This is a genomic window from Pseudomonas sp. Ag1 (assembly GCF_000278565.1).
Taxonomy (GTDB): Bacteria; Pseudomonadota; Gammaproteobacteria; order Pseudomonadales; family Pseudomonadaceae; genus Aquipseudomonas.
On the sequence record NZ_AKVH01000086.1, the window covers coordinates 58,392 to 83,569 of the forward strand.

At 63.4% G+C, this 25,178-nt stretch carries 25 protein-coding genes; 5 read left to right on the forward strand and 20 right to left on the reverse strand.

Annotated elements, in window-relative coordinates; all coding sequences use genetic code 11:
• The first annotated feature begins 10 nt into the window (after positions 1-10).
• Complete coding sequence (locus A462_RS23020) at positions 11-742, forward strand: UTRA domain-containing protein (RefSeq protein ID WP_008433158.1); 732 nt, start codon at positions 11-13, stop codon at positions 740-742.
• Between the two features lie 106 nt (positions 743-848).
• Positions 849-4,319, forward strand: coding sequence for a hypothetical protein (locus tag A462_RS23015; protein ID WP_008433159.1), 3,471 nt, complete (start codon positions 849-851; stop codon positions 4,317-4,319).
• A gap of 146 nt (positions 4,320-4,465) precedes the next feature.
• On the opposite strand, the gene A462_RS23010 is transcribed toward A462_RS23015, so the two are convergent.
• From A462_RS23010 to A462_RS22950, 13 genes are all read right to left on the reverse strand, one after another.
• A complete protein-coding gene (locus tag A462_RS23010; protein WP_003208311.1) occupies positions 4,466-5,512 on the reverse strand; it encodes an EscU/YscU/HrcU family type III secretion system export apparatus switch protein in 1,047 nt (348 codons plus the stop codon).
• Between the two features lie 3 nt (positions 5,513-5,515).
• A complete protein-coding gene (sctT, locus tag A462_RS23005; RefSeq protein ID WP_003208312.1) occupies positions 5,516-6,328 on the reverse strand; it encodes a type III secretion system export apparatus subunit SctT in 813 nt (270 codons plus the stop codon).
• Positions 6,329-6,334: 6 nt separating this feature from the next.
• A complete protein-coding gene (sctS, locus tag A462_RS23000) occupies positions 6,335-6,604 on the reverse strand; it encodes a type III secretion system export apparatus subunit SctS (RefSeq protein WP_003208314.1) in 270 nt (89 codons plus the stop codon).
• 10 nt (positions 6,605-6,614) lie between these two features.
• Positions 6,615-7,268 (reverse strand): type III secretion system export apparatus subunit SctR, encoded by a 654-nt coding sequence (gene sctR, locus A462_RS22995; RefSeq protein WP_003208316.1) that lies wholly within the window; start codon positions 7,266-7,268, stop codon positions 6,615-6,617.
• The gene (gene sctQ, locus A462_RS22990) at positions 7,265-8,266 is read right to left on the reverse strand and encodes a type III secretion system cytoplasmic ring protein SctQ (protein ID WP_008433160.1); all 1,002 of its coding nucleotides are present in this window, start codon (positions 8,264-8,266) and stop codon (positions 7,265-7,267) included. The genes sctR and sctQ overlap by 4 nt, the downstream gene beginning before the upstream one ends.
• Entirely contained in the window at positions 8,263-8,712 is a 450-nt protein-coding gene (locus A462_RS22985; protein ID WP_003208319.1) for a hypothetical protein, read from the reverse strand. The genes sctQ and A462_RS22985 overlap by 4 nt, the downstream gene beginning before the upstream one ends.
• A 192-nt stretch (positions 8,713-8,904) precedes the next feature.
• On the reverse strand, positions 8,905-10,227 hold the full coding sequence (locus A462_RS22980; protein ID WP_008433161.1) for a FliI/YscN family ATPase: 1,323 nt from the start codon (positions 10,225-10,227) through the stop codon (positions 8,905-8,907).
• The gene (locus tag A462_RS22975) at positions 10,224-10,802 is read right to left on the reverse strand and encodes a FliH/SctL family protein (protein ID WP_008433162.1); all 579 of its coding nucleotides are present in this window, start codon (positions 10,800-10,802) and stop codon (positions 10,224-10,226) included. Before A462_RS22975 ends, A462_RS22980 begins: the two co-directional genes overlap by 4 nt.
• Positions 10,795-11,412: a hypothetical protein gene (locus A462_RS22970; RefSeq protein ID WP_008433165.1), complete on the reverse strand. Its 618-nt coding sequence runs from the start codon at positions 11,410-11,412 to the stop codon at positions 10,795-10,797. Before A462_RS22970 ends, A462_RS22975 begins: the two co-directional genes overlap by 8 nt.
• Entirely contained in the window at positions 11,409-12,191 is a 783-nt protein-coding gene (sctJ, locus tag A462_RS22965) for a type III secretion system inner membrane ring lipoprotein SctJ (protein ID WP_008433168.1), read from the reverse strand. The genes A462_RS22970 and sctJ overlap by 4 nt, the downstream gene beginning before the upstream one ends.
• Positions 12,192-12,195: 4 nt before the next feature.
• Positions 12,196-12,633 (reverse strand): hypothetical protein, encoded by a 438-nt coding sequence (locus A462_RS22960; protein ID WP_003208328.1) that lies wholly within the window; start codon positions 12,631-12,633, stop codon positions 12,196-12,198.
• Positions 12,634-12,642: 9 nt separating this feature from the next.
• The gene (locus tag A462_RS22955; protein ID WP_003208330.1) at positions 12,643-12,873 is read right to left on the reverse strand and encodes a hypothetical protein; all 231 of its coding nucleotides are present in this window, start codon (positions 12,871-12,873) and stop codon (positions 12,643-12,645) included.
• A gap of 31 nt (positions 12,874-12,904) precedes the next feature.
• Positions 12,905-13,471 carry a hypothetical protein gene (locus tag A462_RS22950; protein ID WP_008433170.1) on the reverse strand — a complete coding sequence of 189 codons (567 nt, stop codon included), beginning with the start codon at positions 13,469-13,471 and terminating at the stop codon, positions 12,905-12,907.
• A 48-nt stretch (positions 13,472-13,519) separates the two neighbouring features.
• On the opposite strand from A462_RS22950, the gene A462_RS22945 reads away from it, so the two are divergent.
• Positions 13,520-14,284, forward strand: a complete 765-nt coding sequence (locus A462_RS22945; RefSeq protein ID WP_008433171.1) for a tetratricopeptide repeat protein — start codon at positions 13,520-13,522, stop codon at positions 14,282-14,284.
• Positions 14,285-14,901: 617 nt separating this feature from the next.
• Here the strand turns inward: A462_RS22945 and A462_RS22935 are convergent.
• From A462_RS22935 to A462_RS34590, 7 genes are all read right to left on the reverse strand, one after another.
• Positions 14,902-15,282, reverse strand: a complete 381-nt coding sequence (locus A462_RS22935) for a hypothetical protein (RefSeq protein ID WP_003207261.1) — start codon at positions 15,280-15,282, stop codon at positions 14,902-14,904.
• A 14-nt stretch (positions 15,283-15,296) separates the two neighbouring features.
• The gene (locus A462_RS22930; protein ID WP_008433173.1) at positions 15,297-16,577 is read right to left on the reverse strand and encodes a type II and III secretion system protein family protein; all 1,281 of its coding nucleotides are present in this window, start codon (positions 16,575-16,577) and stop codon (positions 15,297-15,299) included.
• Positions 16,574-18,712, reverse strand: coding sequence for a type III secretion system export apparatus subunit SctV (gene sctV, locus A462_RS22925; protein WP_008433174.1), 2,139 nt, complete (start codon positions 18,710-18,712; stop codon positions 16,574-16,576). The genes A462_RS22930 and sctV overlap by 4 nt, the downstream gene beginning before the upstream one ends.
• Positions 18,709-19,044, reverse strand: coding sequence for a tetratricopeptide repeat protein (locus tag A462_RS22920; RefSeq protein ID WP_003207267.1), 336 nt, complete (start codon positions 19,042-19,044; stop codon positions 18,709-18,711). Before A462_RS22920 ends, sctV begins: the two co-directional genes overlap by 4 nt.
• On the reverse strand, positions 19,044-19,400 hold the full coding sequence (locus A462_RS22915; RefSeq protein WP_008433175.1) for a hypothetical protein: 357 nt from the start codon (positions 19,398-19,400) through the stop codon (positions 19,044-19,046). The genes A462_RS22920 and A462_RS22915 overlap by 1 nt, the downstream gene beginning before the upstream one ends.
• A gap of 28 nt (positions 19,401-19,428) precedes the next feature.
• Entirely contained in the window at positions 19,429-20,322 is an 894-nt protein-coding gene (locus A462_RS22910) for a SctD/MshK family protein (protein ID WP_008433176.1), read from the reverse strand.
• A gap of 115 nt (positions 20,323-20,437) precedes the next feature.
• Entirely contained in the window at positions 20,438-20,599 is a 162-nt protein-coding gene (locus A462_RS34590) for a hypothetical protein (RefSeq protein WP_003207273.1), read from the reverse strand.
• A gap of 563 nt (positions 20,600-21,162) precedes the next feature.
• Here A462_RS34590 and A462_RS22905 point away from each other — a divergent pair.
• The gene (locus tag A462_RS22905) at positions 21,163-24,381 is read left to right on the forward strand and encodes a type III effector HrpK domain-containing protein (RefSeq protein ID WP_008433178.1); all 3,219 of its coding nucleotides are present in this window, start codon (positions 21,163-21,165) and stop codon (positions 24,379-24,381) included.
• 72 nt (positions 24,382-24,453) lie between these two features.
• Positions 24,454-24,906, forward strand: coding sequence for a winged helix-turn-helix domain-containing protein (locus A462_RS22900; RefSeq protein WP_008433180.1), 453 nt, complete (start codon positions 24,454-24,456; stop codon positions 24,904-24,906).
• The last annotated feature ends 272 nt before the right edge of the window (positions 24,907-25,178 follow it).

Sequence of the window (25,178 nt, forward strand, 5' to 3'; positions counted from 1 at the left end):
GAACCCCAGGATGCCTTTCGACCCGATTTCACCGCACTACCAGCGCATTCGCGAACAGATCGCCCACGATATCGCGGCGGGTGTGCCGCAGGCGGATGAGAAATTCCCGTCCGAACGGGAGATGATCGAGCGCTTCGGCTGCACCCGGGTCACCTTGCGCCAGGCCTTGCAGCAACTGGAAGCCGAGGGCCTGGTGTACCGGGAAAACCGTCGCGGCTGGTTTGTCAGCCCCCGGCGCATCCGCTATGACCCGACGCGCATCAGCGGCTTCATGGATTACGTAAGTGCCCAAGGCCGTACGCCGCGCACCGAATGCCTGCACGCAGAGCTGCGCCCCGCGGGCGATTGGCTGGCCAGGCGGATGGGCCTCGCGTCGGCGGATGAGCCGGTGTTTTTCCTGCAACGGCGGCGCTGGATCGACCGGCGGCCGGTGTTGCTGGAGTTCAATGCACTGCTGGCCAGCTGGTGCCCGGGGCTGCTGGAGGCTGACCTGAATACCTCGCTGACCCAACTGCTGCGGGAGCGGTTTTCCCGGGTGCTGTCGCGGTGTGAGCTGGAGATGCACATTGGCACGGTGAATGAAGAGCAGGCGGAGTTGCTGCAATTGTCCACCGGTTCCACCAGCGTGTATCTGGAACGCTTGAACTTCGGCGAGGATGACCAGCCGGTGGAGTTCGACCAGGAATTCTGGCGTCCGGATGCATTGTCCGTCGTGATGGAGACGCGCTACCCCGGGACGTGAATTTCACACCTGTGAAAGCTTGTGACTTGTTGCCAACGAACCCGTTTTCACTCGCTTGCAGCCCCTACTATCGAGTCCTCGTGCGCCCCTCACATGGACTGAACCGATGATCACCCGCCCCGAAAAATCCGCGTCGCCCCGCGTCGATCAACCCAACGCTCCCGAGCGGGTTTTCGACGCCGTCCTGAACAAAGCCAAAATCCTTGCCAGCACCGGGCCGGGCGACAAAACCGTCAAGCCCGAGGACTACAAGGAAGTCACCGCCCTCCCGGCCAAACTCGACATCGACAAGCTCAAGGTCATTTCCGAAGACAAGGACGCCGGGGTGATCTACTTCGAACAGGACGGCGCCAAATACAAGATCAGCGCCGAGGGTGCGGCCAACGCCCAGGACGGCTTCGACGTATTGAAGAACCTGCGCTTCGGCCATGCCGTAGCCCCGGTCAACCAGGGCGGGCCCGACGAAGGTACCCCGCTGTACACCTTCCTCCAGACCCTGGCCGAAACCCAGGGCACCCCGGCCGGCAAGGCCATCGTCGAAAGCCTGAAGAACCCCGACCAGCAACTGCTGCGCGAAGACGGCGACGGCGTGCGCCTGGCCAACATCAAATCCGTGGGCAAGGCTGAAGACGGCATCCTCAAGGTCAGCCTTGAAAACGGCAAGACTCTGGTCATTTCCGAATTGCTCACGCCCCAGGCGTTCAGCACCTACACCCAGGCCGGGGTGACCAAGGAAGCCCTCAATGACGGCAAATCCAAAGGTTATGAAGAAGTCACCAGCCTGCCGGGCGACCTCGATTTCAGCCAGTTGAAAGTGGTGTCCGAAGACAGCAGCGCCGGAGTGATCCTGTTCGAACACCAGGGCCACAAGTACGCGATCAGCAAGTCCGAAGCCGACCTGCCGCAGCCCGGCGCCGACCTCAGCAACCCCAACCCCAACGCGGGCGGCACCTTCTACAACTTCCTCCACGCCGTGCACGCCAGCGAAGGCTCGCAGGCCTTCGACTACATCAAGAACGCCCAGTCCCTGCCCGGCCAGGAACTGCTGCGCAAGGACGAGGCCAGCCTGAAGCTGGGCGACATCAGCAAGGTCGACGCGCCCATGGACGGCATCCTGGTGGTCAACCAGGCCGACGGTAAACTGCTGGTGGTGTCCAAGGACATCACCCCCGAAGCCTTCGCCGCCTACACCAGCAAGGGCCAAACCCTGGCCGGCATCGAAAAGGCCAAGGGCGACGGCTACACCCTCGCCGCCCCGGACGCTTACCTGGCCTCCACCGAAGACATCATGAGCGTCGGCGGCGCCGGTGATTATGGCCCGGGCCTGATCGCCTTCACCCAGCACAAGCCGGGGGGCAGCGAAGAGAAAATCGTGGTGTCGGAAGACAGCAATCCACAGATGTTCGAGCAGATTTCCAGCTACCGCAGCGACATCGCCGCGCAAACCACCGACGTCGACAAGCTGCGCACCGACAACGGCCTGCCGCCCCTCAAGGACGTCTCCGTCGACAACCTGACCACCACCGAGAAAGATGACAGCGGCAACCCGCTGTCGGTGCAGGACCTGTCGATGAAGACCCTGGTGGACAGCTACCGCGCCGGGGTCAAGGACGGCAGCATCGGCAAGGACGACCCGCGCGCCAAGTTCCTGCGGGCGGTGGAAGCCAGGAGCATGGCCGACAACGGCATGTCGATCATTCCCGAGCACGGCTTCGGCAACCAGGGCATCGCCACCACGCCCATCGACGTGACCTCGCGGGATGTACGCGACAACATCTTCGACACCAAGGCCATCGACCAGACCATCAACGACCTGCTCGGCGACTCGACCATCCAGCACGACATCAAGGCCAACCACGACGCAGCCCTGGGCAAGGTCGACGGCGGCCAGGCGAAGGTCGATGAGACCAGGCAGCGCCTGATCGACAGCACCTCCTCGGAGAACTTCACCCAGTACATCAAGTCCCTGCAGGACAGCGGCAAGACCGAACTGGCCACCCAGGAAATCCAGACCGCCTACACCGCCCTGGCCGATATCGACCCGGCCAAGGCCGACAACTTCCTGCAAAACCTGCAGATCGACGGCTACACCGATGCCGTTGAAAAGCTGATGGACGATCCCACCAAGATCTCAGACGACAACACCGCCCTGGCCACCACCGACAACACCATGGCAATCCTGTCGATGCTCAAGGGCAGTGCCGACGGCCTGCCGCGCCAGGCGCTGGGTGTGTATTCGAAGTTCGTCGACCAACTGCTCAAGGACAAAAACGCCGCCGCCGATTTCGGCAAGGCGATGATTTCCCTTGGCGACACCTGGCAGAAAAACGGCGTGATCAGCTTCAGCGACATCGACAAGGCCGTGAGCAAGGAGATCATGCCGGGCCTCAGCGAAGAGAACCGCAGCGCGTTCGTGAAGAACCTCAACTTCCTCAAGGACAACGGCGTACTCGGCTCGGTGGGCGGCGCAATCGGCATGGGCCGTATCGTCTACCAACTCGCCGGGCAAGGCGGCAAGCTGGCGGATACGCCGATGAAACGCCTGGGCATCGCCAACGACTTCCTTGGCTTCCTTGGCACCGGCTCGCACTTCGCCACGCTGGGTTTGAAGGTCTACGACAAGTTGCGCGGCACCAACGCGTACAAGCTGATGGGCTTCGACCGTTCCCTGCCCGACCTGTGGGCCAAGCCCGGCGAGGGGTACCACGCGCTGCCCAAGGACGCCGAGGCGGTGCAGAAGAAGTATTTCGAGATCGTCGACCAGGCCATGGACGACGGCAAGGACGTGGGCAAGGCCCTCAACAGCGGCGGCTGGAGCGACGAAGGTGCGGCGAAGATCCAGGAAGGCATTGAAAAAGGCATTGCCAGCCGCGGCGGCGTGGCCGGGGCCGGGTTTGGCGCGAAGTTCGCCAGCAGCGCGATCAAGGTGATCGGCATGGCCACCGACGTGGCAGGCGGCGTGATCAGTGTGGTGCAGGCGGCGTTTACCTTGCGTGATGGTGTGCGCGAGAAAGACCCGGTGAAAATCGCCTCGGGCTCACTGTCGATGGCCGGTGGTGTCAGCAGCCTGGTGGGCGCGGCCGGCGGCGTGCTGGGCACGCTGGGGGTGACCGGGCGGATCATTCCGTTCCTGGGACCGGTGGGTTTCTTGATCTCCGGCGCGTTGTCGTTTGTCGGGGCGATCTTGAGCACGGTGCAGTCCCACAAGCTGCACAAGATCTCGATGCAGAACTGGGACCAGATCCAGGACTTCAAGCAGGACGGGCTGCTCAAGCCCAACGGGGATGAAGCGTACGTGTGGTTGCAGACCTACCTGTCCGACTGGGGCCAGCGGGATGCGCCGCAGGACCAGAGTATTTTTGATTTCCGCAAGGAAGAGTGGGATGCGCGGTCGAGTATCCGCGGGGGCGACCATCGGCGGGACCACCCGGACTTTATCGGGGACGGGAATAACCGTAACTCAGAGGACTACAAGTACTCGCTGAAACCGTCGGAATGGACCAATGAGAACCACGACATTATCTGGCGGGTGGGGGATGGGTATGGGGGTGAGTACCATGATGTGGACAAGCCATAACTGAACTTCCTGACACCCGGCAGAACCCATGTGGGAGCGGGCTTGCTCGCGAAGGCGGTGGGTCGGTCAACATTTTCAGTGACTGACACACCGCCTTCGCGAGCAAGCCCGCTCCCACATTTTGATCGGTGTTCGGCTCAAGATCGTCAGATCAACCGCGCCGCCACCAACCAGTCCGCCACCGCCTGGAACGAAGCATCCGGCACCGGATCCCCCGGCACCGTCTTGCGCGCAATCGCTTCCGCCAAGCCCTTGTCCGGCGCTTGCGGTATCCCTAAATCAAACGCCTCCTGCAACATCCCCAACGCTTCCTCCGGCGAAGCGCGGCACACCACCACCGGCACCGGCGTTTCACCACGCACATAACGCACGCCTATCACCCAGCCATCGGTGGTGCCGATCATCATCGACGCCCGGCCCAACCCCAGCTTGGTGGCCAGCGCCTGCATCTCCTGGCGCTGGCGTCGCCGTTCGCTCTTGATCAACGGGTCGCCGTCAATGTCCTTGCGCTCGCGCTTGGTCTCGCTGCGGGTCATTTTCATGTCGCGGCCGAACAGCCAGCGTTGCATCAACACATCCACCCCGCCCACCAGGATGAAGGCCGCGAGTACGGTAAACACCAGCGGCTTGAGCACCAGGAAAAACGTCGACTCGATACACCCCGCGCCACACCGCGACGACTCCATCAACGCCTGCAACGCATGCCGCCCCACCACGTAGAACGCCACAGCCAGCACATGCACCTTGATCAGGCCCTTGATGAACTCCACAAAGTTGCGCAGGGCAAACAGCTTCTTGAAGCCTTCCGCCGGGTTGATACGCTTGAACTCCGGCTTGATCGGCTCCACGGAAAACACAAAGCCACGCATGGTGATGATATTGGTCAGGATCACCACCCCGGTGGTCACCGCCATCACCGGCAGGGTAATGCCGATCACCAGTTGCTCGGCATGGTCCAGCACCCGTGGCCAAACCGTGGCGAAGGGTTCGATGTAGATCTGCGCAGTCAGGTCGATCAGCGCCGTGACCTGGGCCTGGGCCCGGGGCGCGAGGATGGAAATGCACAGGGTGCAGAACAGGATGACCATGCCCGAGACCAAGTCCTGGCTCTTGGCGACCTGGCCTTTCTTTCGCGCGTCCTTGAGTTTTTTATCCGTGGCCGGCTGGGACTTCTCTTCGCTGGTATCGCCCATGCGCTACTCCATGCCCGCGAGGGTTTTCAGCAGCTCCACCGTGCCGCGAAATTCCGCCAACTGGTCCAGCATCAACGGAATCAGGAAGCCGATATAGATCACCATCAGGATCGAGAAAAACAGGTTTTTCACCGGTAACGACAGGTCGAAAATATGCAGGTTCGGCGCCATCCGCGACAGGTACGCCAGCATCAAATCAGTGACCAGCAGCGAGATGATCAGCGGCGACACCATCAGCACTCCGACGCGCATGATCTGGTCGAGAATCGACAGCACCGCCAGCAACGCCGAGCTGGCAAACACCGGGGTAAACGCGGTCACCGGCCACAGCTGGTAGCTGTGGTAATAACCGTCGACCATCAGGATAAAACCGCCGGACATGAAGAACAGCGTGATCAACATCACCGTCAGCAAGGTGGACATCACACTCGACTCCCCGGTGGACAACGGGTCCACCAGTTGCGCCATGGTCGAACCGCGCTGCAGGTCGATCAACTCCCCCGCCACTTCCGCCGCCCAGAACGGAATGCCGAACAACAGGCCGATCAGGATGCCGATCAGGAATTCCTTGATCAGCAACCCGGCGATAAACAGGCTGCCGTGGTTGGGCATCGAGGTCATGGCGTCGAACACCGGCATGAACATCGGGATCGAAATCGCCACGGCCACGCAGCCGCGAATCATTCCGGTGAGCCCGAGGCGGTTGAACGCCGGGGTGATCACCACCACGCCCATGGCCCGGCAGGCCGCCAGCGAGGCCGAGCTGATCACCGGGTAGGCGACTTCGAGAAACTGTGCGGTAAGGCTGGCATCCATGGGCGGTCAGCGCGTCCACAAGGGAAAATTGTCCAGCACCTGGCTGCCGAGTTCCGCCACTTGCCCGGCCAGCACCGGGCCGAGAAACACGATAGTCAACAATACCGCCACAAGCTTCACCACCTGGGGCAGGGTCTGGTCCTGGATCTGGGTCAGCGCCTGGAACAGGCCCACGCTCAAACCCACGATGATCGCCACCCCCAGCGCAGGCGCGGAGAGCATCAGCACGGTCATCAGTGCCTGTTTCATCAATGACAGGAAAACGTCCTGGCCCATGGGTCGTGCCTCAGCCGTAACTCAGAATCAAACCGTGCATCAGGCGCGACCAGCCGCTCAATGACACGAACAGGAAGATTTTCAGCGGGATCGAAATCAGGTTCGGCGAGACCATCGACATGCCCATCGCCATCAGCACGTTGGACACCAGCAAGTCCACCACCAGGAACGGGATGTACAACAGGAACCCGATCTCGAAGGCCCGGGTCAGCTCCGAACTGACAAACGCCGGGATCAGCACCACGAGGTCGTCATCCCGCAGGTCGGCACGGGCTTCCGGCGACCAGATGGTCTCGGTGGCCTGCACAAAAAAGCCGCGCTCGGACTCGTTGGCAAACCGTGCCAGGTGCGCCTGTAGCGGCGGGCGCAGGGCGTCGCCGAGGTCCTTGAGTTGCTCGACGTGCTCGATATTCAGGTCGCGGCCCTCTACCTGGCGGTACATGTCGCCAATCAACGGCGTGGTGACGTACACCGAAAGAATCAGCGCGATGCCGTACAGCACCAGGTTCGGCGGCGTCTGCTGCACGCCCAGGGCGTTGCGGATCAGGAACAGCACCACCGAGATTTTCATGAAGCCGGTGAGGGTCACCACCGCCAACGGGATCAACCCGATGGTGGCAACCACCAGGATGATCTCGATCAGGTTCGGCTGATAACCGGTCATGGGGTGGCGAAACTCAGCAGGCGCACGCCCAGGCCGTCACCGATTTTCACCAGTTGGCCCTGGCCGACGCGACGGCCGTTGACCATCAGGTCGACGCCATCCACGGTCGGCGTATTCAGTTGCAGCAGGCTGCCCGCCCCCAGTTCCCGCAGTTGCGCCAGGGTCAGTTCCAGGCTGCCGACCTGGCACACCAGCTTGAGGGGCAAATCGTCCAGGGCCGCGGCGGCATCGACGTCAGTCATTGTGTTCTCCATGTCCAAAAGGGGCGTGTTCAGAGGTTCCTGCACCTGCAGCGACGAGCCGTCGCGCTGGCAGCGGGCTTGCAGGCGGCCCTCAAGGTCCAGCAGCCAGCCGCTGCCGGGTTCGAGCATCAGCACATCGCCGGGCTGCAGGCTGCGCAGCTCGCCGAGGCTCAACCATTGCCGCCCGGCCACTACTGACAGCGTGTGGCGCAACGCCGGCAACGGGTCGGCGTCGATCTGGCCGTGCTGGTCCAGCAACTGGCCCACCAGCACTGCAGCGCTTTCACTCAAGTCCAGTTGGGCGGCCATTGGCGGGTTGTTGCCGAAGGTCAATGTCAGCGCCAGATGCACTGCATAAGGCCGCAGGTCGTCACTGGTTTCGAGCAGTTGCACGGGGTGGCCGAGCAACGGTTCGAGGCGCTCGATCAGGTCCAGCACGGCCAGTTCCAGCAGCAGCGAACGCGGTAATGCCGGCAGCACTTGCGCGTCGAACTGCAACGCCAGCGGCACCAGTACTTGTTCCAGGGCGGCAGCCGAGAGTCGCAAGCGCACCGGTGACTGTCCGAGCAACAGCAACACATCCCGGGGTGTTTTCAGCGGCTGGGGATCGGCGGCCCAGGCGACGCTCAGATCCTGCCCGGCGCAGCGGCCCTGCCACGCATGCCGCCGGCGGTGCAATTGGTTATGCAGCGTGAGCAGCGCCGGGTCGTAGTGCTCAAGCCAGGGCGCCAACGGGTCGGCAAGGGCCACGATCATGTGCCGAGTCCTTGTTCTTCACGCAGCTCGCCGGCCACCCGTTCGCTGCTTTCACGCCCGTCCAGCAGGCTTTGCCAGGCATCGGACTGGCGCTGGCGGCTCAGGCGCTCCTGGCGAAACAGCTCACGCTCGCGCTCCTGGGTTTGCAGGGTACTGGACACGTGGCTGACGTCGCCTTCAAGCACCTGCTCATCGTCGGCCAAGCCCCGCAGGCGATCCTGGGCGGCCTGCCAACTGGCCACCGACAGGCCTTCGGTCAGCGAGGCGTAAATCTCGCCGGCTTCATGAGCAACGGCCTCACGGTGCAGGCGCAGTTGTTCCTTGGCGTCGGTCAAGGCGCCGTGGGTTTGCGCGCAGCGTTGCTGTTGCGCCGCCAACTGGCTCGCCGCCCGCTGTTCGCGCAGCACCCGCAGGGTTTGCAGGGTGCGCAGTTGTTCAGTCTTCATCGGTTCTTTTCTCCATCGTCATACCAACAGCGCACTCACTGAGTGCATGAAGATCGAATGTGGGAGCTGTCGAGCCCCGGCGAGGCTGCGAAAGCGGTGGGTCAGGCAACATTGATGTTGGCTGTGCTGACGCCATCGCAGCCTCGCTGAAGCTCGACAGCTCCCACACTGGAGCTTGCTGCGTTTTCGGGCTCATGCCAGCACCTGGCGCATGCGGATCAAGGTCTGTTCGGGGCTGCTGGGTTCGTCGGCGTTCTGGCGCAGGAAGGCTTCGATTGCCCCATGGCGGGTGATCGCTTCGTCGGCCAGGGGGTCGCTGCCGGCGGAGTACTCGCCGACGCGGATCAGCATTTCGATCTCGCCGTAGCGCGCCATCAATTCACGGATGCGCATCGCCAGGCGCTTGTGTTCGTCACCGGCGACCTGCTCCATCAAGCGGCTGCGGCTGCGCAGCACGTCCACCGCCGGGAAATAGTTGCGCTGCGCCAGTTCGGCGCTGAGGGCGATATGCCCGTCGAGGATCGAACGCGCTTCCTCCGCCACCGGATCGCTGGCGGCGTCGCCTTCGGTGAGCACGGTGTACAGCGCGGTGATGCTGCCGGCAGGGCCCGGGCCGGCGCGCTCGAGCAACTTGGGCAAGGTGGCAAAAAACGACGGCGGATAACCGCGGCGGGTCGGCGGTTCACCCACGGCCAGGCCGATTTCGCGCTGGGCGCGGGCGAACCGCGTGAGGCTGTCCATCAACAGCAGTACATTGCGGCCCTGGTCGCGGTGGTACTCGGCCAGGGTGGTGGCGACAAATGCCGCGCGCACCCGCTCGGCGGCCGGGCGGTCGGAGGTGGCGACGACAGCAACGGTGCGTGCGCGGGCCGTGGCGTCCAGTTGCACGTCCAGCAGTTCGCGCACTTCCCTGCCCCGCTCGCCGATCAAACCGATGACAATCACATCGGCCTCGCTGTTGCGGATGATGCTCGCCAACAAGGAGGATTTGCCCACACCGGGCTCGCCGAAGATGCCCATGCGCTGGCCCTGGGCGAGGGTCAGCAAGCCGTCGATGGAGCGGATGCCCAACGCCATGGAGCGCACGATCAATTGCCGGGAGAACGGGGCCGGTGGCTCGGCATGCAAGGGGTAGGTCTGCAGGTTCAGGGTTGGCGGTACACCGTCACCGTCGAGAAACTCGCCCATGGGGCTGATCACTCGCCCCAATTGCGCATCGCCCACGGCCACACCCAGGCTTTCGCCGGTGGCAGTGATTTGCGTGCGGGTCGACAGGCCTTCCATGGAACCGATGGGCGACAGGATCGCTTCGTCGCCATCAAAACCGATCACTTCGGCGCTGAGGCTGCGACCACTGACCGGGTCGCGCAGGTGGCATAGCTCACCGATGCTCGCGCCCGCCACGCTGGCCCGCAGCAACACCCCGCGAATGCTCAGCACCGTGCCCTGCATCGGACGCAAGCGGGCCTGGGACAGCCGCTCGGTCAGGCGCGGCAGCAGTTGATCGAGGTTCATGCCACGCCCTCTTCGGCAAAGGGCAACAGGCTGCGGCGCAGGCTTTGCAGTTGCGCCTCCAGCCCCAGCTCAACCGAACCCGCCGGGCTGCTCAGGCGGGCTTGGCCGGCGCCCAGTTGCGCATCGGCCTCCACGGCGATGCCGTCCTTGAGCAACTGTGGGCGCAGGGCATTCACTTCGGCGGGCGGCACCCACAACGTCAAGGCCTGGCCCTGGCGAAACGCGCTCAGGGCCTGGCGTGTACAACGCACCACGCGGTCGGTGTCATCCAGTTCGCCGAGTACTTCACGCACGATGCCCAGGGCCAGGTCCGCCAGCGACGCCTCAAGCCCGGCCAGGTAATGCTGGACTTGGGCCTGGGTTTCCAGCAGCAACTGTGCAACCTGTTCGGCACCTTCGCGGCGCGCACTTTCAAAACCCTCGGCGCGGGCGGTGTGCAGCCATTGGTCGCTGTCGGCCTTGATCTGCTCGGCGTGCGCCCTGGCGGCTTGCACAAAGGCAAAGCCATCGGTCCATAACGCCGCTTCATCGGCGCGCAAAATCCGCGCGGCCGGACGGCTGGGTAATTCACTCATGGGCAAGCTCCTCGGCGAGTAACCGGGCGGCGACGGTCTGGACGATCTCCAGGTCGCGGGGCAAGCGCCCGCTGTAGCCCTTGGGTGCGACAAACCGCAGGGGCAGCCAGCACTGCAACTCGGCAGGCTGGGCTTGCAGCCAGGCGGCGACACAGGTGAGGCCATCGCGGTCGATGGCGTCGATCAACTCGGCGGGCTCGCGCAGCAGGTCGGCCGCGCCGCCCAACTGCCGGTGCGCGAGGGCCAGGGCAAAGGCTTCCTGGCCAAGGCCCTCGCGCAATTCATTGACCACTTCGCGGCGGATCTCCCGGCTCAGGGTCGAGCCATGCCAGATCGCACCACACAGCCTGGGCAGACGCGCAAATTGCGCCGGGCTCAGCAGCAGCACCGGCAAATCAGCGGCGGGCGGCGTGACCAGATGCGCCAGCGGCGCCAGCTGATAATGGCTGGCCAGCAGTTGCTCCAGCCGCGAGCGAAAACGCGGCTGCCCATGCAGGGCTTGCAGCACCTCGACCGGCAGGCCTTCGCCAAAACACTCGCCAAGGCTTTGCTCGCGCACAAACTGCAACGGCTGGGCGATCAGCCCCTGCCAACGCTCAACCAGGCTCATTCACCCTCCTTGAGCACATACAACGCCTGGGCCTGGCGCCGCGCCCATTGCTGGCGGGCCAACACACCACCCGCGCCGAGGGCGAGCAGCAGCAAGCCACCGAACAGCAACCGCGCCTGGTTGAGGTTGTCTTCCAACAGCCACAGGCCCATGAAACGCGCGAGTCGCGGTTGCGCCGGGTTCTGGCTGATGGACACCGCGGCCTTGATCGCGGTCACCGACACACCGTCATAGCTCAGGCCGGAAATGCCGTTGGCAACCAGGGTCTTGATCTGCGGAATCAGCGTGTTGATGTCGGTGCCCGGGTCGTAGCGCACCAGCACCGAGGCCGACGACGGCGAAATCACCCGCTTGAGCAGGTCATTGTCCGGCAGCACCACGTGCACCCGCGCCGAGACGATGCCGTCGATCTGCGACACCGAGTGGGACAGTTCTTCGCTCAAGGCATAGATCATCTGCGCCCGCTCCTGCACCGGCGACGACACCAGGCCATTGCCCTTGAACACCTCGCCCATGTTGGAAAAGCTCTGCTGCGGCAGGCCGGCGTTGTCCAGCAGGGTCATGGCCTCGGCGAAGCGCTGTTCGTCGACCACCACTTTCAACTGGCCGCTGTCCTGCACCTTGCGCGTCGCCGGGATGCCGTCGCGCAGCAGCACCGCGACCATGGCGTTGGCGTCGCGCTCGCTGAGGTTGGTGTAGAGGTCCATGTCGCAGGCCTGCAAGAGGCTGGCGAGCACGCCGATCAGCAGCAGGCGCAGGGCACGATTCGGGCTTGGCATGGCGTTATTGACCCTTGAGCAGCGTGTTGGCGGAACCGGAAATCTGCGTCGCACCGCGCACCACCATCTGGGTTTCGATGGAGTAGTCGAACATCTTGCCCAGTGAATGGACGATCTGGTCGACCTGCTGCTCGGCGACTTTCTTGCCCGGTTCTGCGGTGGGCGAGGCACCCGAGGTGCGGATATCCGCAGCGGCCACTTGCGGCGGCGCCGAGGGGTTATTGGTGAGCAAATCGGCCCGCTCGGAAAAAGTCCGGGAGCGGTCGATAAAACTGTTCAGGCGCTCCATCAGCCCCGAGCCGATCTGATGGGGGCTGGCGCCCTCGGGCATGCCCTTGGCCGTATTGGCCATGTGCTCGAACAGATTCTGCGAGGCCCCGGCGGGCCCCGCGCCGGCGGACGGCGGCAAGGCCGTGGCGCTGGCAGCGAGACTGATGGTCATGGGTGCGCCCTACTCTTCGTCGTCATCGGACATGGCGTCATTCAGCATTTCCTGGGCCTTGGGCATGATGATGAATTGGCCGCCGATGGTGACCGCCTGGGTGATCAGGGCATCGGTGAATTCGGCGTCGGTCATCTCCGGTTTATCGGCGCTCTTGGCGTTGTCCACCGCGGCGTTGAACTTGGCTTCAGGGCTGGCGCCACCGGGGGCGAGGTTGCTGTCTACGGCGGTTACGGACATGGTCATGCTCCTTTACTGGGGTTGGGGTGAATCAAGGGGTTTCAGTGCTCACCTGGGCGCCGCGAAACACCCGCACGCCGTGCTCGCGCGCCACAACAGGCGCGGCGGCCTTGGGCTGCAGGTGATCCACATGCTGCTGGACCAGCGCCAGGTACGGCGGCGGCCCGGAGACGAAGACTTCACCGCCCTCGGGGCCGTTACGCATCGACAACTGCTGGCCGAACACATCGAGGTTGTTCAGATAGGCCTGCAACTGATCCAGGTTCAGGGCGTTGGCCTTGAACAGCCTGGTGGTGATTTCATCGCTGGCATTGAGGTACAGCAGGTTGCCGTCGAAATACCAGGTCAGGCCATTGGTGCTGCACAGCGTCTGCAAAAACTCCCCGGCGGTGGCTGCACGCACCGTGCTGCGGGCCTTGCCGCGGACCTTGTCGGAGAGCACCAGCGGGATATCGAGGTTGTGGCCGAACTCTTCGAGGGCGGCGCGCACGTCCTGGTCCACCAGCACATAGGCGTAGGGTTTGGCGAACCATTCGGGCTCTTCGTCGGCGTGGGCGATCGAGGCACCCAACAGCACCGACAGACATAGGAGCGCCATGGAAAATATGCTTACATGACGTCCGCCTTCGCCCAACGAGTTGTGACGATGACCAAACACTTTTTGCTTGCCGGCAGCCTGTTGCTGGCTGCCTGTTCCAATACTGCGCCGAGCGATTCCGACCGCTCGCTGAAGCTGGCCGACGACCTGAACAAACGCGGCGACTACGCCAGCGCGGCGGCGCTGTACGAACGTGCGGCCCAGCAACCGGGCGCAAGCATCGACTTGTGGCTCAAACTCGGCCAGGCACGGCTCGACGGCAACGACGCGGTCGGTGCCGAGCGCGCCTTCCAACAGGCCCTCGGCCTTCAAGCCCACAACGCCGACGCCCTGCTGGGACTGGGCACCGCGCAACTGCGCCTTGGCAAAAGCCAACGCGCCGTAACCGCCCTGGGCCAGGCCGCCGAGGCCAGCCAGTCGCCGGTCGCCTACACCCGACTGGGCATTGCCCAGGTGTTGAACGGCCAGGCCGTCGCGGCACAAACCGCGTTCGCCAAAAGCCTGGGCCTGCAACCCGACGACCTCGACAGCCGCTGCAACCTGGCCCTGGCCTACGCCCTTGGCGGCCAGGCGCAGCAGGCCTTGGACACCATCGCCCCCGTCACCCAATCGCCCCGCGCGTTGCCACGGCATCAGCGTAATGAGCTGCTGGTGCTGGTATTGGCGGGATACGAACAACGAGTGGCCAGCTTGCCGCTGGACGATATACCGGCGGCTGAGCGCGCACGCCTGATCACGGAGGCCAACCGCATCAAAGCCATCAGCGATCCGATTGCGCAAGCGCGGGAATTGGGGCTGGTGGATACGCACTAAATCCAACTGCTTTTGATCTTGCTGTTGCCCTGCTTTTGACGTTGCTTTTGATCTATCAGGCCCCGTTAAACCACGCTGGCCGAACGCAGGCTTTGGAGCGTGGGTAACCCGGCAGGACGCCGGGTTAGCCGCGCTGGGCCAAGGATGGCCCATCGCGGCGGCCCACGGTCCAAAGCCGGAGTGAGGGCACACCGAGCCTRAGCGAGGTGCCGAGTGGTGGGGCAAAGASCTTTTGGTTACTTTTGGGGCGTTTGCCAAAAGTGACCCGCTGTAAGAGCGGAACCCTAAGTGGCCGTTACCGCAGGAATGGATATGTACGCGGTAAGCTTCAAGATCCGGGTCGCCTATCAGTCCGCTTTCGCGAGCAAGCCCGCTCCCACATTTGGATGGTGGTGTTACAGATGGATCTGCTGGGTCTGGAATACCGCTATCGCAGGCAAGCCAGCTCCCACATTGGGCCTGCGGTGTGACAGATGGATCTGCTGGGCCTGGAATACCGCTATCGCAGGCAAGCCAGCTCCCACAGTTGGACTGTGGTGTGACAGATGGATCTGCTGGGCCTGGAATACCGCTATCGCAGGCAAGCCAGCTCCCACAGAGGACATGTGAACGCAGGTTCATTGCTCCGCTCCCGGAGCGCCCGCCTTGGCCTCTTGCTGAGCCTGACGCCGCTGCAACTGCTCCCGATCAAACCCCTCGATATACACCTGCGCCGCCCGCCCAACCGGCGCCGCCATCGCTGGCCCGGTGGCCCGCCCCTGATTCAAATCCTGCCGCTGCTCCACCATCTGCATCAAATTCAAATTGTTGGCACAGCCCAGCGGCAAGGTCGCCTTGAAATCCTCGTCCAGTCCAATCTCGTCCTTGGCCGGCGGCTGCTGGCACTGGCTTGGCACCCCGTCCGCCTGATACTGCGGCGAGTAATACACCGGCGCCAGATGCGTCTTGCAGCCCACCACCAACAGGGGCAAACACATCAACAAACGCGAAACTTTCATGCCATGCCCCCTCATCAATTCATGTAGAAACCAAACGCCCCACCACTGCGCGGCCCCGCCGCTGCGGCGGTCGCAGGCTGCGCATCCAGCGGCGTGGCCAGGGTGCGACTGCGCACCGGCTCCACCAGGTACGGCGTAATCAAAATCACCAATTCGGTTTCATTGCGCTGAAAACGCTTGGAGCGAAACAGGTTGCCCAGGATCGGCAAGTCCCCCAGCAACGGCAGCTTCTCGATGTCCTGGCTGCTCTCACGCTGGAACAAACCGGCAATCGCAAACGTCTGCCCGCTGCCCACTTCCACCCGCGTATCGGCGCGGCGCACGCTGAACGACGGCACATGGAAATTGCCGAAATCCACCGTGCCGCCACTCACCACACTGCTGACCTCAGGGCGCACTTGCAGGGCGATCCGGCCGTTGGGCAGCAGCGTCGGGTTGAACAGCAGCGACACGCCGAACGACTTGTATTCGATCCCCACCAGGTCCCGATTCACCGGCACCGGGATCGCCACTTCGCCGCCCGCCAGGAAGCTCGCGGTTTGCCCGGTCATGGCGGTGATGTTCGGCTCGGCCAGGATTTGCAGGATCCCGTTGGCCTGCAACGCGTCGAGCATGCCGTCGATATTGGTATTGCCCGAGCCGCTGCCCGCCGCCGCCAGGCCACCGGCGGTGGCGGCTGCCAGCGGTCCGCCGGTGATCAGGCCAAAGGAGAACGTGCCGTTGCTGAACATGGCGTTCCAGTTAACCCCGTAATGCAGCAGTTCCGAGCGGGACACTTCAGCGAAGCGCACACGCAAGTTGACCTGGGCTGCACCGGCGTACTCAGTGGTGTTGACCGCGCTCTGGAAGCCCTGGCCCTGTGGGTTGAGCAAGGCATTCAAATCCGTCGCTTCTCCAACCGAACGCACCGTGCCCTTGGCGATCAATCGGTTACCGGCACCGCTGATCTGCGCGCCATTGCCGGGATGCAATTCCTGCATCGGCGCGGTCACTGCCTGGGTCGCGCTACTGACCGCCAGGCTCAGGCTGGCAAGCTGTTTGCCGTCGCTGCCAAGGGCAATCAGGCTGGTATTGCCCGGCGCCTTGCCGAAGATATAGATCACCCCGGGCGACACCACTTGCAGGTCGGCAATCCCCGGCTCGGCCACCAGTACCGACTCCACCGGGGCCACAAAATGCAAGATCCGGCCTTCACCGGAGGCCAGGTTGATAGACCCCTGGGCACCGTTGGCGATGTCCTGGGCACTGCAGAAAAACGAGGTCAACGTCAGCAACAGCAGACAAAAACGGATCATGAGGCAGACGCCAGGGAAGTGACGGAAGCCGCGGCAGGTGCACGGCGGTTGGAGATATCGGTAAGGCTGATGGTCACCAGCGCTTGCAGGTTGTATTCGGTGGCCAGTTCGCGAAACGACAACACCGCCAGCTCCAGTTCACCGCGCAGCACCAGGCGCCGCAGGCTGCGGCGCAGTTCCGGGTGCACCAGCAATACCGCACTGTTGGCTTCAGTGGTTTTGTCGCAGGCCTGGCGCAGTTGGGCGAGCAACGCGCGGTTGACTTCCTCGGGGATCACTTCACGGCTGGGCTCCTGGCGACGCAGGGACGCACGCAACTGGTCTTCCAATCCCGGCGCCAGCACCAGGGCGCCAATCACCCGATTGCGGTCGGCGTACTGATGGCTGATCTGCCGCGCCAACCCTGCACGCAGGTGTTCGGCCAGGCGGCCGGCATCGGTTTCCCGGGCGCCCCACTCCACCATGGCTTCGAGCAAGGCCCGCTGATTGCGGATCGACACGCCCTCGCCCACCAGCAGGCGCAGGGTCTCGGCCACCCGCTGCAACGGCACCAGGCGCAGGGCTTCCTTGACCAGTTCGCCGTAGGTGGCTTCGGTGCGTTCGAGCAGCAGGCGGGTTTCCTGGATGCCGAGGAAGTCTGCGGCATAGCGGCGCAGGCTGCGTTCCAGCACGCCACGCAGGACTTCGTCCGGCAGCAGGAAACCGATGCCGGCGTTGCGCAGTGCGTCTTCGTGCTGACGCTCGATCCAGTGCGCGGCACGGCCGTTGAGGGGCGAATCGGCTTGCAGGGTGGCGATGTCCAGCAACTGCACATGCACTGGATCGTCCTGCAACAGCAGGCAGTTGATCGGCATCTCGCCTTCGCTGACGGGTACGCCTTCCAGTGACACGCGGTAGCTGCCCGGCGTGGCCTTGGCGTCCATGTGAATGCCCGGCACCGGCATATCGACGCCGAGGTCGCTGCGAATGTCGTGACACAGCGCTTCGATGCGTTGGCTCAGTAGTTGGCGCGGGGCGCTGAGGGCCAACGCACTGCCGAGGGTCAGCAATACCCGAGTGTCGGGGGCCACGCCATAATCCTGCTCGGCCTGCACTTCAACCACCGGTTCCAGGGTCTCGACCAGCGCTTCAGGCTCTACCTGGTTTTCACGGGTATGACGGCGGTACATCACGAAGGCCGCACCACCGAACACCAGCGACAACCCGAGGAACACCCAGGTCGGAAAGCCCGGTATCACGCTGACGCCGACCATGATCAGTGCGGTCAAACCGAGGGCGCGGTAGCTGGCACCCAACTGCTTGAGAATCTCGCTGCCGAGGTCACCCGCTTCGCCGTCGCTGTTGACCCGCGTCACCACGGTGCCCGCCGCTACCGAGATAAGCAGCGCCGGGATCTGTGCGATCAAACCGTCGCCCACGGTCAGCAGCGAATAGGTGTGCACCGCCGCGCCGAAGGCCATGTCGCGCTCGATCATGCCGATCAGCATGCCGCCCAGCAGGTTGACCGCGAGGATCACCAACCCGGCAATCGCATCGCCCTTGACGAACTTCATCGCCCCGTCCATCGCGCCGAACATCTGGCTCTCGCGCTCCAGGCGTGAGCGCCGGCGGCGGGCTTCGGCCTGGTCGATATCGCCGTTGCGCAGGTCGTTGTCGATGCTCATCTGTTTGCCGGGCATCGCATCCAGGGTGAAGCGCGCCGCCACTTCCGCGACCCGCTCGGCGCCCTTGGTGATCACCACGAACTGCGCCACGGTGATGATCAGGAACACCACCATGCCCACCACCACCTGGCCGGCAATCACGAAGTCACCGAAGGCCTTGACGATATGGCCGGCGTCGCCGTGCAGCAGAATCAAGCGGGTGGTGGTGATCGAAAGCGACAGGCGAAACAAGGTGCTGAGCAGGATCAGCGGCGGCAGCGCGGAGAATTCCACCGAGTGGCCGATGTAGAACGCCACGATCAGGATCAGGATGCTCAGGGCGATGTTCAAGCCGATCAGCATGTCCACCAGGTAGGTAGGCAGCGGGATGATCATCATCACGATCGCCATCAGCATGAACGCGACGATGATCACGTCGGTACGCTGGGCGGCCATGCGCGCGATGCCGTTCAGGCGATTGAGCAGGTTCATGGCGCGGCTCTCCGTGCAGCGAGGTAGCGTTTGAAGCACTGGCGCGCTTCGTCCTTGCGTTCGCCGTACCACAGCGCCCGGGCACGCAGCAGCAACAGGCTGGCAGACTCACCCTCCAGCGCGACCAGCCGATCCAGGGCCGCGAGTGCGCGGGTGAAGTCGCCGCTGTCGGTGAACGCCAGCACCAGCGAGCGCAACAGCAGGCCATCGTCGGGCGCGACACTCACGGCAATCAGCAACATCACCAGCGCGCGCTGGGACTGGCCGTTGCGCCGGTACAGCTCGCCAATGCCCTTGAGCAATTGCACCGCGTCGTCGTTGTCCCGGGGCATCAGGCCTGGACCTCCGAGCGTTGTTGTTCGAGGGTGCGGCGCATCTCGATTTCCTCGCTGATCAGCTCATGGGCCAGCGCCTTGATCTGCGGCTCGGCGTCGAGGTTCGGCAACAGGTGCTGCATCACGTGTTCCAGCAGTTCCAGGGAACGTGCGCTGCCGAACAGCAGCGAGTCGACGCCGGCGGCGCTGGTGAGTTCTTCCAGGTCACTGCGCAGGGAGCGGCGGGACTGGACCTTGCGGGTTTTCAGCAACGCTTCGAAAGCCGTGGCCTGACGCGAGTTGACCGGGCGGATCGCCTCGACCGGCGCGCTGCGCACGTCACTGGGAATCAACGGACGGGGTTCGACTTTCATCCCGGGGCCTTAGCTGAAAAAAGCAGCGTCATAGGGTAAAGGTGAAGCGTTCTTCGCCACGGGCGAGGATCACCTGGTTGTTCTCGATGCGCTCCAGTACCCAGTTGTCCGCCAGGGCCGCGCCGGGGTACAGGCGCTTGCCGCTGTCATTGATCACATAGGGGTTGGCGCCGAACCACACGGCTTGAAAGCGCACCCGTGGCCGGGCCGCATCTGCACGCATGGCGACCCGCGGGTTAAGCACGATCTGCTGGCCGTAACGCTGGTCGAAGGCTTGTTGCAGGGCGACCCATTGAGGCTTTTGCGCGCGCTCAAAGGAGCCGCCGGCGTTGAGTTGGCCATCGATGTCGTTGACCTTCACGGCGTCCAGGTGGGCGGCCTGCAATTGCCCTTCGAACCAGGCCTTGGCCTCGGCACGGGAAGGCTTGGCTGCGGTTGTTTCGGCAACCGGCATTACGGTTTGCGCTTGCGGTGGATCGTTGCGAAATGCCAGGGCGCCGGCGCATACAAAGAGCAACGCGGTGGCGATGATCCAGGGCGTTAATGTGCGTGTCGTCGCAGGCGTTTTTTCAGGGCTGCCCGGCAGCGCCAGGCTCACACCCGCCGTGCCGATACGCAGTTGCAGCGGCAGCCGCGCGCGATGGCCGCTGCCTTGGGGAATACGGATATCGCCGGCAGTGCCGGTGATCAGCACATCGCCGCCGAGGGCCTCGACGGCCACCTGGGCCCCTTCAAAACGCAGGCGCAGGTGCAACTCGGCAATCCCGGGATCGCTGAGCTGGAGGTCGGCCGCCAGGGCGGCGCCAAGGGTGTAGACCGGCTGGTCGAGCATCAGGGAACTGCCCTGGTGCAAACCGTGGGTCACGAGCAGGGTCGGCGCGCCGTTCGCGGCGGGCAGGCCCAGGGAAATCAAGGCTGTCATGGTTGGGTTTGCCCCCTTGAGAATCACAGGCCGCAACGACGCCTGTGCCGATCAACAACGGTGCAACGGGGTAAGGCAGGTATACGGGCAGCGCCGGCGCTGCCCGCATGGCGAATCAGTTCTGCGGACGCTGTTTGGTGGCGTCGAGCTCTGCTTTTTTCGCGGTGCTGATCTCGGTGATCTTGGCCGACTTCTCGATGGCCATGTTGAAAGTTGCTTCCATCTTCGCGATAGCGTCGTCGGCGCCGCCTGCACTTACTGGTGGAGTAGTAGCCATGTTCAATCTCCTTGCATCGATAGGGAAGTTAAGCCGCATGCAAACCGAAACAAACTCCCAGCGTCAGACAGTGAGTTGGCCATGCAGCCGTCGGTTTGCATGGGAACCATACTACTCACGAACAAAACGCCTTCGCTGTGAAAGCTTGTGAAACGTTCATGGCAGGTGCTGTGAAAAATCCGGCTCAACGTGCCGTTGAGAAAATCTCATCGCCGCGCGGGCGTGGAACTTTTGTTAAAAAACCAATACACGACGAGACCCAATGTTTACGGGGACACAACCTGAAAAACGAACCAACTCGAACAATTTACGAGCCCGTTACCCCTGGGTAAAAACGTTGATCACTCAACAATTCCAGAAAATAAATCCGACAACTTCACACTTTTAACTAATAGCCATTTGCCCAACTTTGCAGATATTTCCATTTGTAACAAAACCGACTTGATCATCGCGTTTGATAGCTCGGCGCGGGTTAACCCAATAACACTTCGCAACTTTCGCCCGCCCCAGTTAGTGCACTTGCACTAAATATCGACTGATATAAAACAACTTCCAGGTGATCTATGACTGCGATCCCGAATGGCCTTGACCCTGCCGACAACAAGGGCCCGGATGGCTCCCGGAGCACGTTCGAAAAAGCCCTGTTCACCGCCGTCGACAAGCCGGTATTCGACCCCTCGAAAATCCGCGGGCCGTCCATTCCGCTGCCGTACCAGAACGTGCAGGCACCGGTGAACAACAGCATCACCTACACCCCGCTGGGCAGCGACAAACCGGTGACCCTCAAGCAGATCGACAACCCCAGGCTGTTTGAGCAATTGGTCAACCAGTACAACGCACAGCAAAGCGACGCGACCCTTGAGAAGAATCTGGCCGACAGCAAAGGCGCCGGCTACAAGGAGGCAGACGCCAGCACCGTGGCGCCTGGCCTGGGCAACTACAAGGCGATCGGCAGTACCACCGAATTGGGCCCGGGACTGATCCGCTACGAGACCAGTGCCGGCGACAAAATCGTGATCAGCCAGAAGGAAACACCCGCGCTGTTCGCCCAGGTCAGCGGCGACTCGGCCAAGCTCTTTGCGATCAATGCCAGCCAGGCCGAGGGCTACCGCCTGGCCGGCCCCATGGAAACCATGGACCCGGCAGCGAATATCGGCCCGCCCGAAGAAGTCGGCCCGGGCCTGATTCGCTATACCACGGCGTCGGGCGACAAGGTGATCGTGTCCCAGGACATCACCCCCGCGCTGTACGACCAGGTGGCCAAACTGTATGCCGGCAGCACCGGCGCGGCGGGCGCCTCGGACACGTCCTGGATCGACACCTCATCGTTTGGCGTGTCGGGTGCCAAGGACTGGGACACCATCACCGGCAACACCAGCGGCACGCCGACCAAGGAAGAACTCGACCTGAACCGGCCCAAGGCGGCCGCGCAATTGCTCTCGCAAAACTGGGACGCCTGGGGCCTGCATGGCGCGCCGATCGACTTCGCCAACCCACCCACGACACTCCCCCCCGAGGCTCAGGCCGTACTCAAGTACGTGGCCAGCAGCCCGAGCCTGATGGCCGCGCTGGATACCGGCGGGCGTGGCAAGGCCGACAATGTGATCACCCATTCCGATGTCGACCATTTCATCGACAACGCCGGCAAGGACCTCGGCGCCGCGTCGAAATCCTATGGCAGTTTCCTAGGCAGCAAACCCGGTGACCTGGCCAAGGCGAATGCCAAGTCGGCGGCAATCCTGATGGCCAACGAGAGCCTGGCCGCTGGCGCAGGTCCGGCGATGCGCCCCGGTGACGCCAACCAGCGCAGCAACGACGGCATGCTGCGCAGCGACAACCTGCAAGCCTTGGGCAGCGATTCGGCCCTGAGCACCGAGCTGACCGGCGCAGCGGCAATGTGGTCCAGACCCGGGATGTTCCACGCCCTGGAAACCGGCGGCGACAACCCCGCCACCGGCAAGTCGGACGGCATCGGCACCCGCGACAACATCGGCGCCTGGCTCGAAAAACAGGCACCGAAAACCGACAGCGACACCCTGACCTTCCTCGACGGTGCCGCCACTCGTGATGCCGTCGCCGGCGTCGACACCTCGGGCCTGACCGCCGACATCCTGGCCAACCCGCAGAACTACAGCGGCGAACAGAAAGCCGCGGTGCTGGTGCAGTTGACCGATGCACAAACCCGCCTGCTGGTCAGCGACTACGTGCCCCACGCCGGGTTGATGGACAAGTACACCTCGCCCCACTACGGCCTGAACCCCAACGAAGACAAAATCAAGGCACAGCTGCAAAGCGGCATCGAAACCCTCTCGGCCGACCCGGACGTGCAAGGCTTCCTGCAAAACAATCGCGGCCCGGCACTGGCCGACATCGTCGACAGCAACCCGGCGATGAAAGTCGCGATGCAGAACTACTACACCGACGACATCGAGACCGGCAAAAACCTCACCGACAATCTCAACGCCAAGGACCAGAACGGCAAGCAGATCGACATGGGCATGGGCCTGCAAAACGCGGCCAACGATACGACCATCGCCAACCTGGCGCTGGGGGGCAACGGCCATGTGGACCTGACCGGCATCGCCGACAAGGCCGGGCAAAGCGACAACATCCAGCAGTACTACAAAAACCAACTGGTGACCGGCAAGGCCTTTACCGACGCGGTGGCCGGCGGTATGGACCCCACCGTGGCGGCCAGCAGCTTCGCCGCCAGCACGGCCTCGGCCCAGGCCTTCCTCGGCGACAAGGCCTCGGCGGATGACGCCGCCACCTTGCAGGTGAATTTCAACGAAGCCCTTGGCGACGCCCTGCTCGGCGGCGCCACCACCGACACCCTGAACATCACCCTGGGGGACGGCAAGGGCAACTTCGACGAAGCCAAGGTCACTGCCGCGATCAACGACGCCCAGCAAAAAGACCCAGAGATGTTCGTCACCTCGGATGGCGGCAAGATCGACCCGGCGCAAGTGGTGTCGATGCTGCGTTCGGTATGGGACATCGGGCGCCAGGGCAACAAGATCGCCGACGCACTGCCCAAGGCCATCGAAGGCATGAAGTTCGGCGACGTCAGCCCGGCATTCAAGCAAGGCCTGCTGCACATCGGCAGTGCGGTGTTGATGAGCGGCGTGCTGATGGCCCGTTCGGCCAGCGGCAGCAACACGCCGGTGGCGGACGCGAACCGGGTATCCGCCGGGCTGCAATTTGCCGGGCTGTTGATGGAGGGCGGCACCAAATACGCCAAGGAAGCGGGTTACGGTATCACCTGGGTCAACCGCCCGGATGGCGGCACCATTGGTGATTTCCCCGGCAAGGTACCGGTGGGCAAGGGCCCGCTGAGCCCGCAGCAAATCGCCAACCTCGGCGCGGCCGGCAAGATCATCGGTTCGGCGGGCGGGATTATCGGCGGTGTGATCGGGGTGATTGGCGGTGTCGACTCGTTGAAAAAAGGCGACTACCTGAGCGGCAGTTTCTCGGTTGCCACCGGCGTGCTGGGTACGGGTGCGGCGGTGGCCGGGTTGGTGGAAGCCGGGGCCGGGTTGTACGGGGCCACGGAAATCGGCGCGGTGGCCGGGACCATCAGCGGGATCCTCGGCGGGGCTACGGCGATCCTTGGCGGGATCGGCAGCGCGTTCCTGCCCTTCGCCCTGGCTGATGCCCATGGCAAGGCGCAGGACGCGTTCTATGGCCAGCTTGCGCCGGTGCTCAAGCAATACGGCTTGACTGGCGGGCCTACGGAGCCGGGTGATTATCCTGAAGACCCGATCCCGGCGATCAACACCTGACCTTCCCTTGCAGCCTTGCGCGAAGGGAGCCGCGCGGGGTTGTGTTTTTGAACATGCACAAAGGTTAATCACATGACGTATTCACACCGCGGCCACCTTGAAGACAGCGCTATTGAAATTCACTTTGGCCCTTATCGACTGCTGCCCCGACGTCATCTGTTGCTGAAAAACGGTGAGCCGGTGAGCCTGGGCAGTCGGGCCCTGACGTTGCTGATTGCCCTCGCTTCGCGGCCTGGTGAGCTGTTGGAGAAGACCCAATTGCTGGACATCGCCTGGCCACGGTTGGTGGTGGAAGAGTGCAACCTGCGGGCGCAGATCAAGGCGATCCGTCGGGCGTTGGGGGATGATGATTCGGTGTATATCGCGACGGCGACGGGCCAGGGGTATCGGTTTGTTGCGCCGACCTGGGTTGAGCGTGGGGCGCAGAAAAAGCCGGTGGTGTTGGGGGTTTATAGTTGTCGGCGTTGTTTGGGGGGTGAGGTGAAGCCGGTGCTCGGCGTGCGGCAGGAGAGGCTTAACAGTTGAGGGGGATTTGGATCGGGGGCATATCCATTATTTGGGTGATGGCTTATATCGGTTCCGCTCTTACAGCGGCTCACTTTTGAAAAGCGCAAAAGTAAGCAAAACGCTCTTGCCCCACCACTCGGCACCTCGCCTAGGCTCGGTGTGCCCTCACTCCGGCTTTGGACCGTGGGCCGCCGTCCTGCCGGGTTACCCACGCTCCAAAGCCTGCGTTCGGCCAGCGTGGTTTAACGGGGCGCCTAAGATCAAGATCAAAAGCAGATCAAGAGCACAGC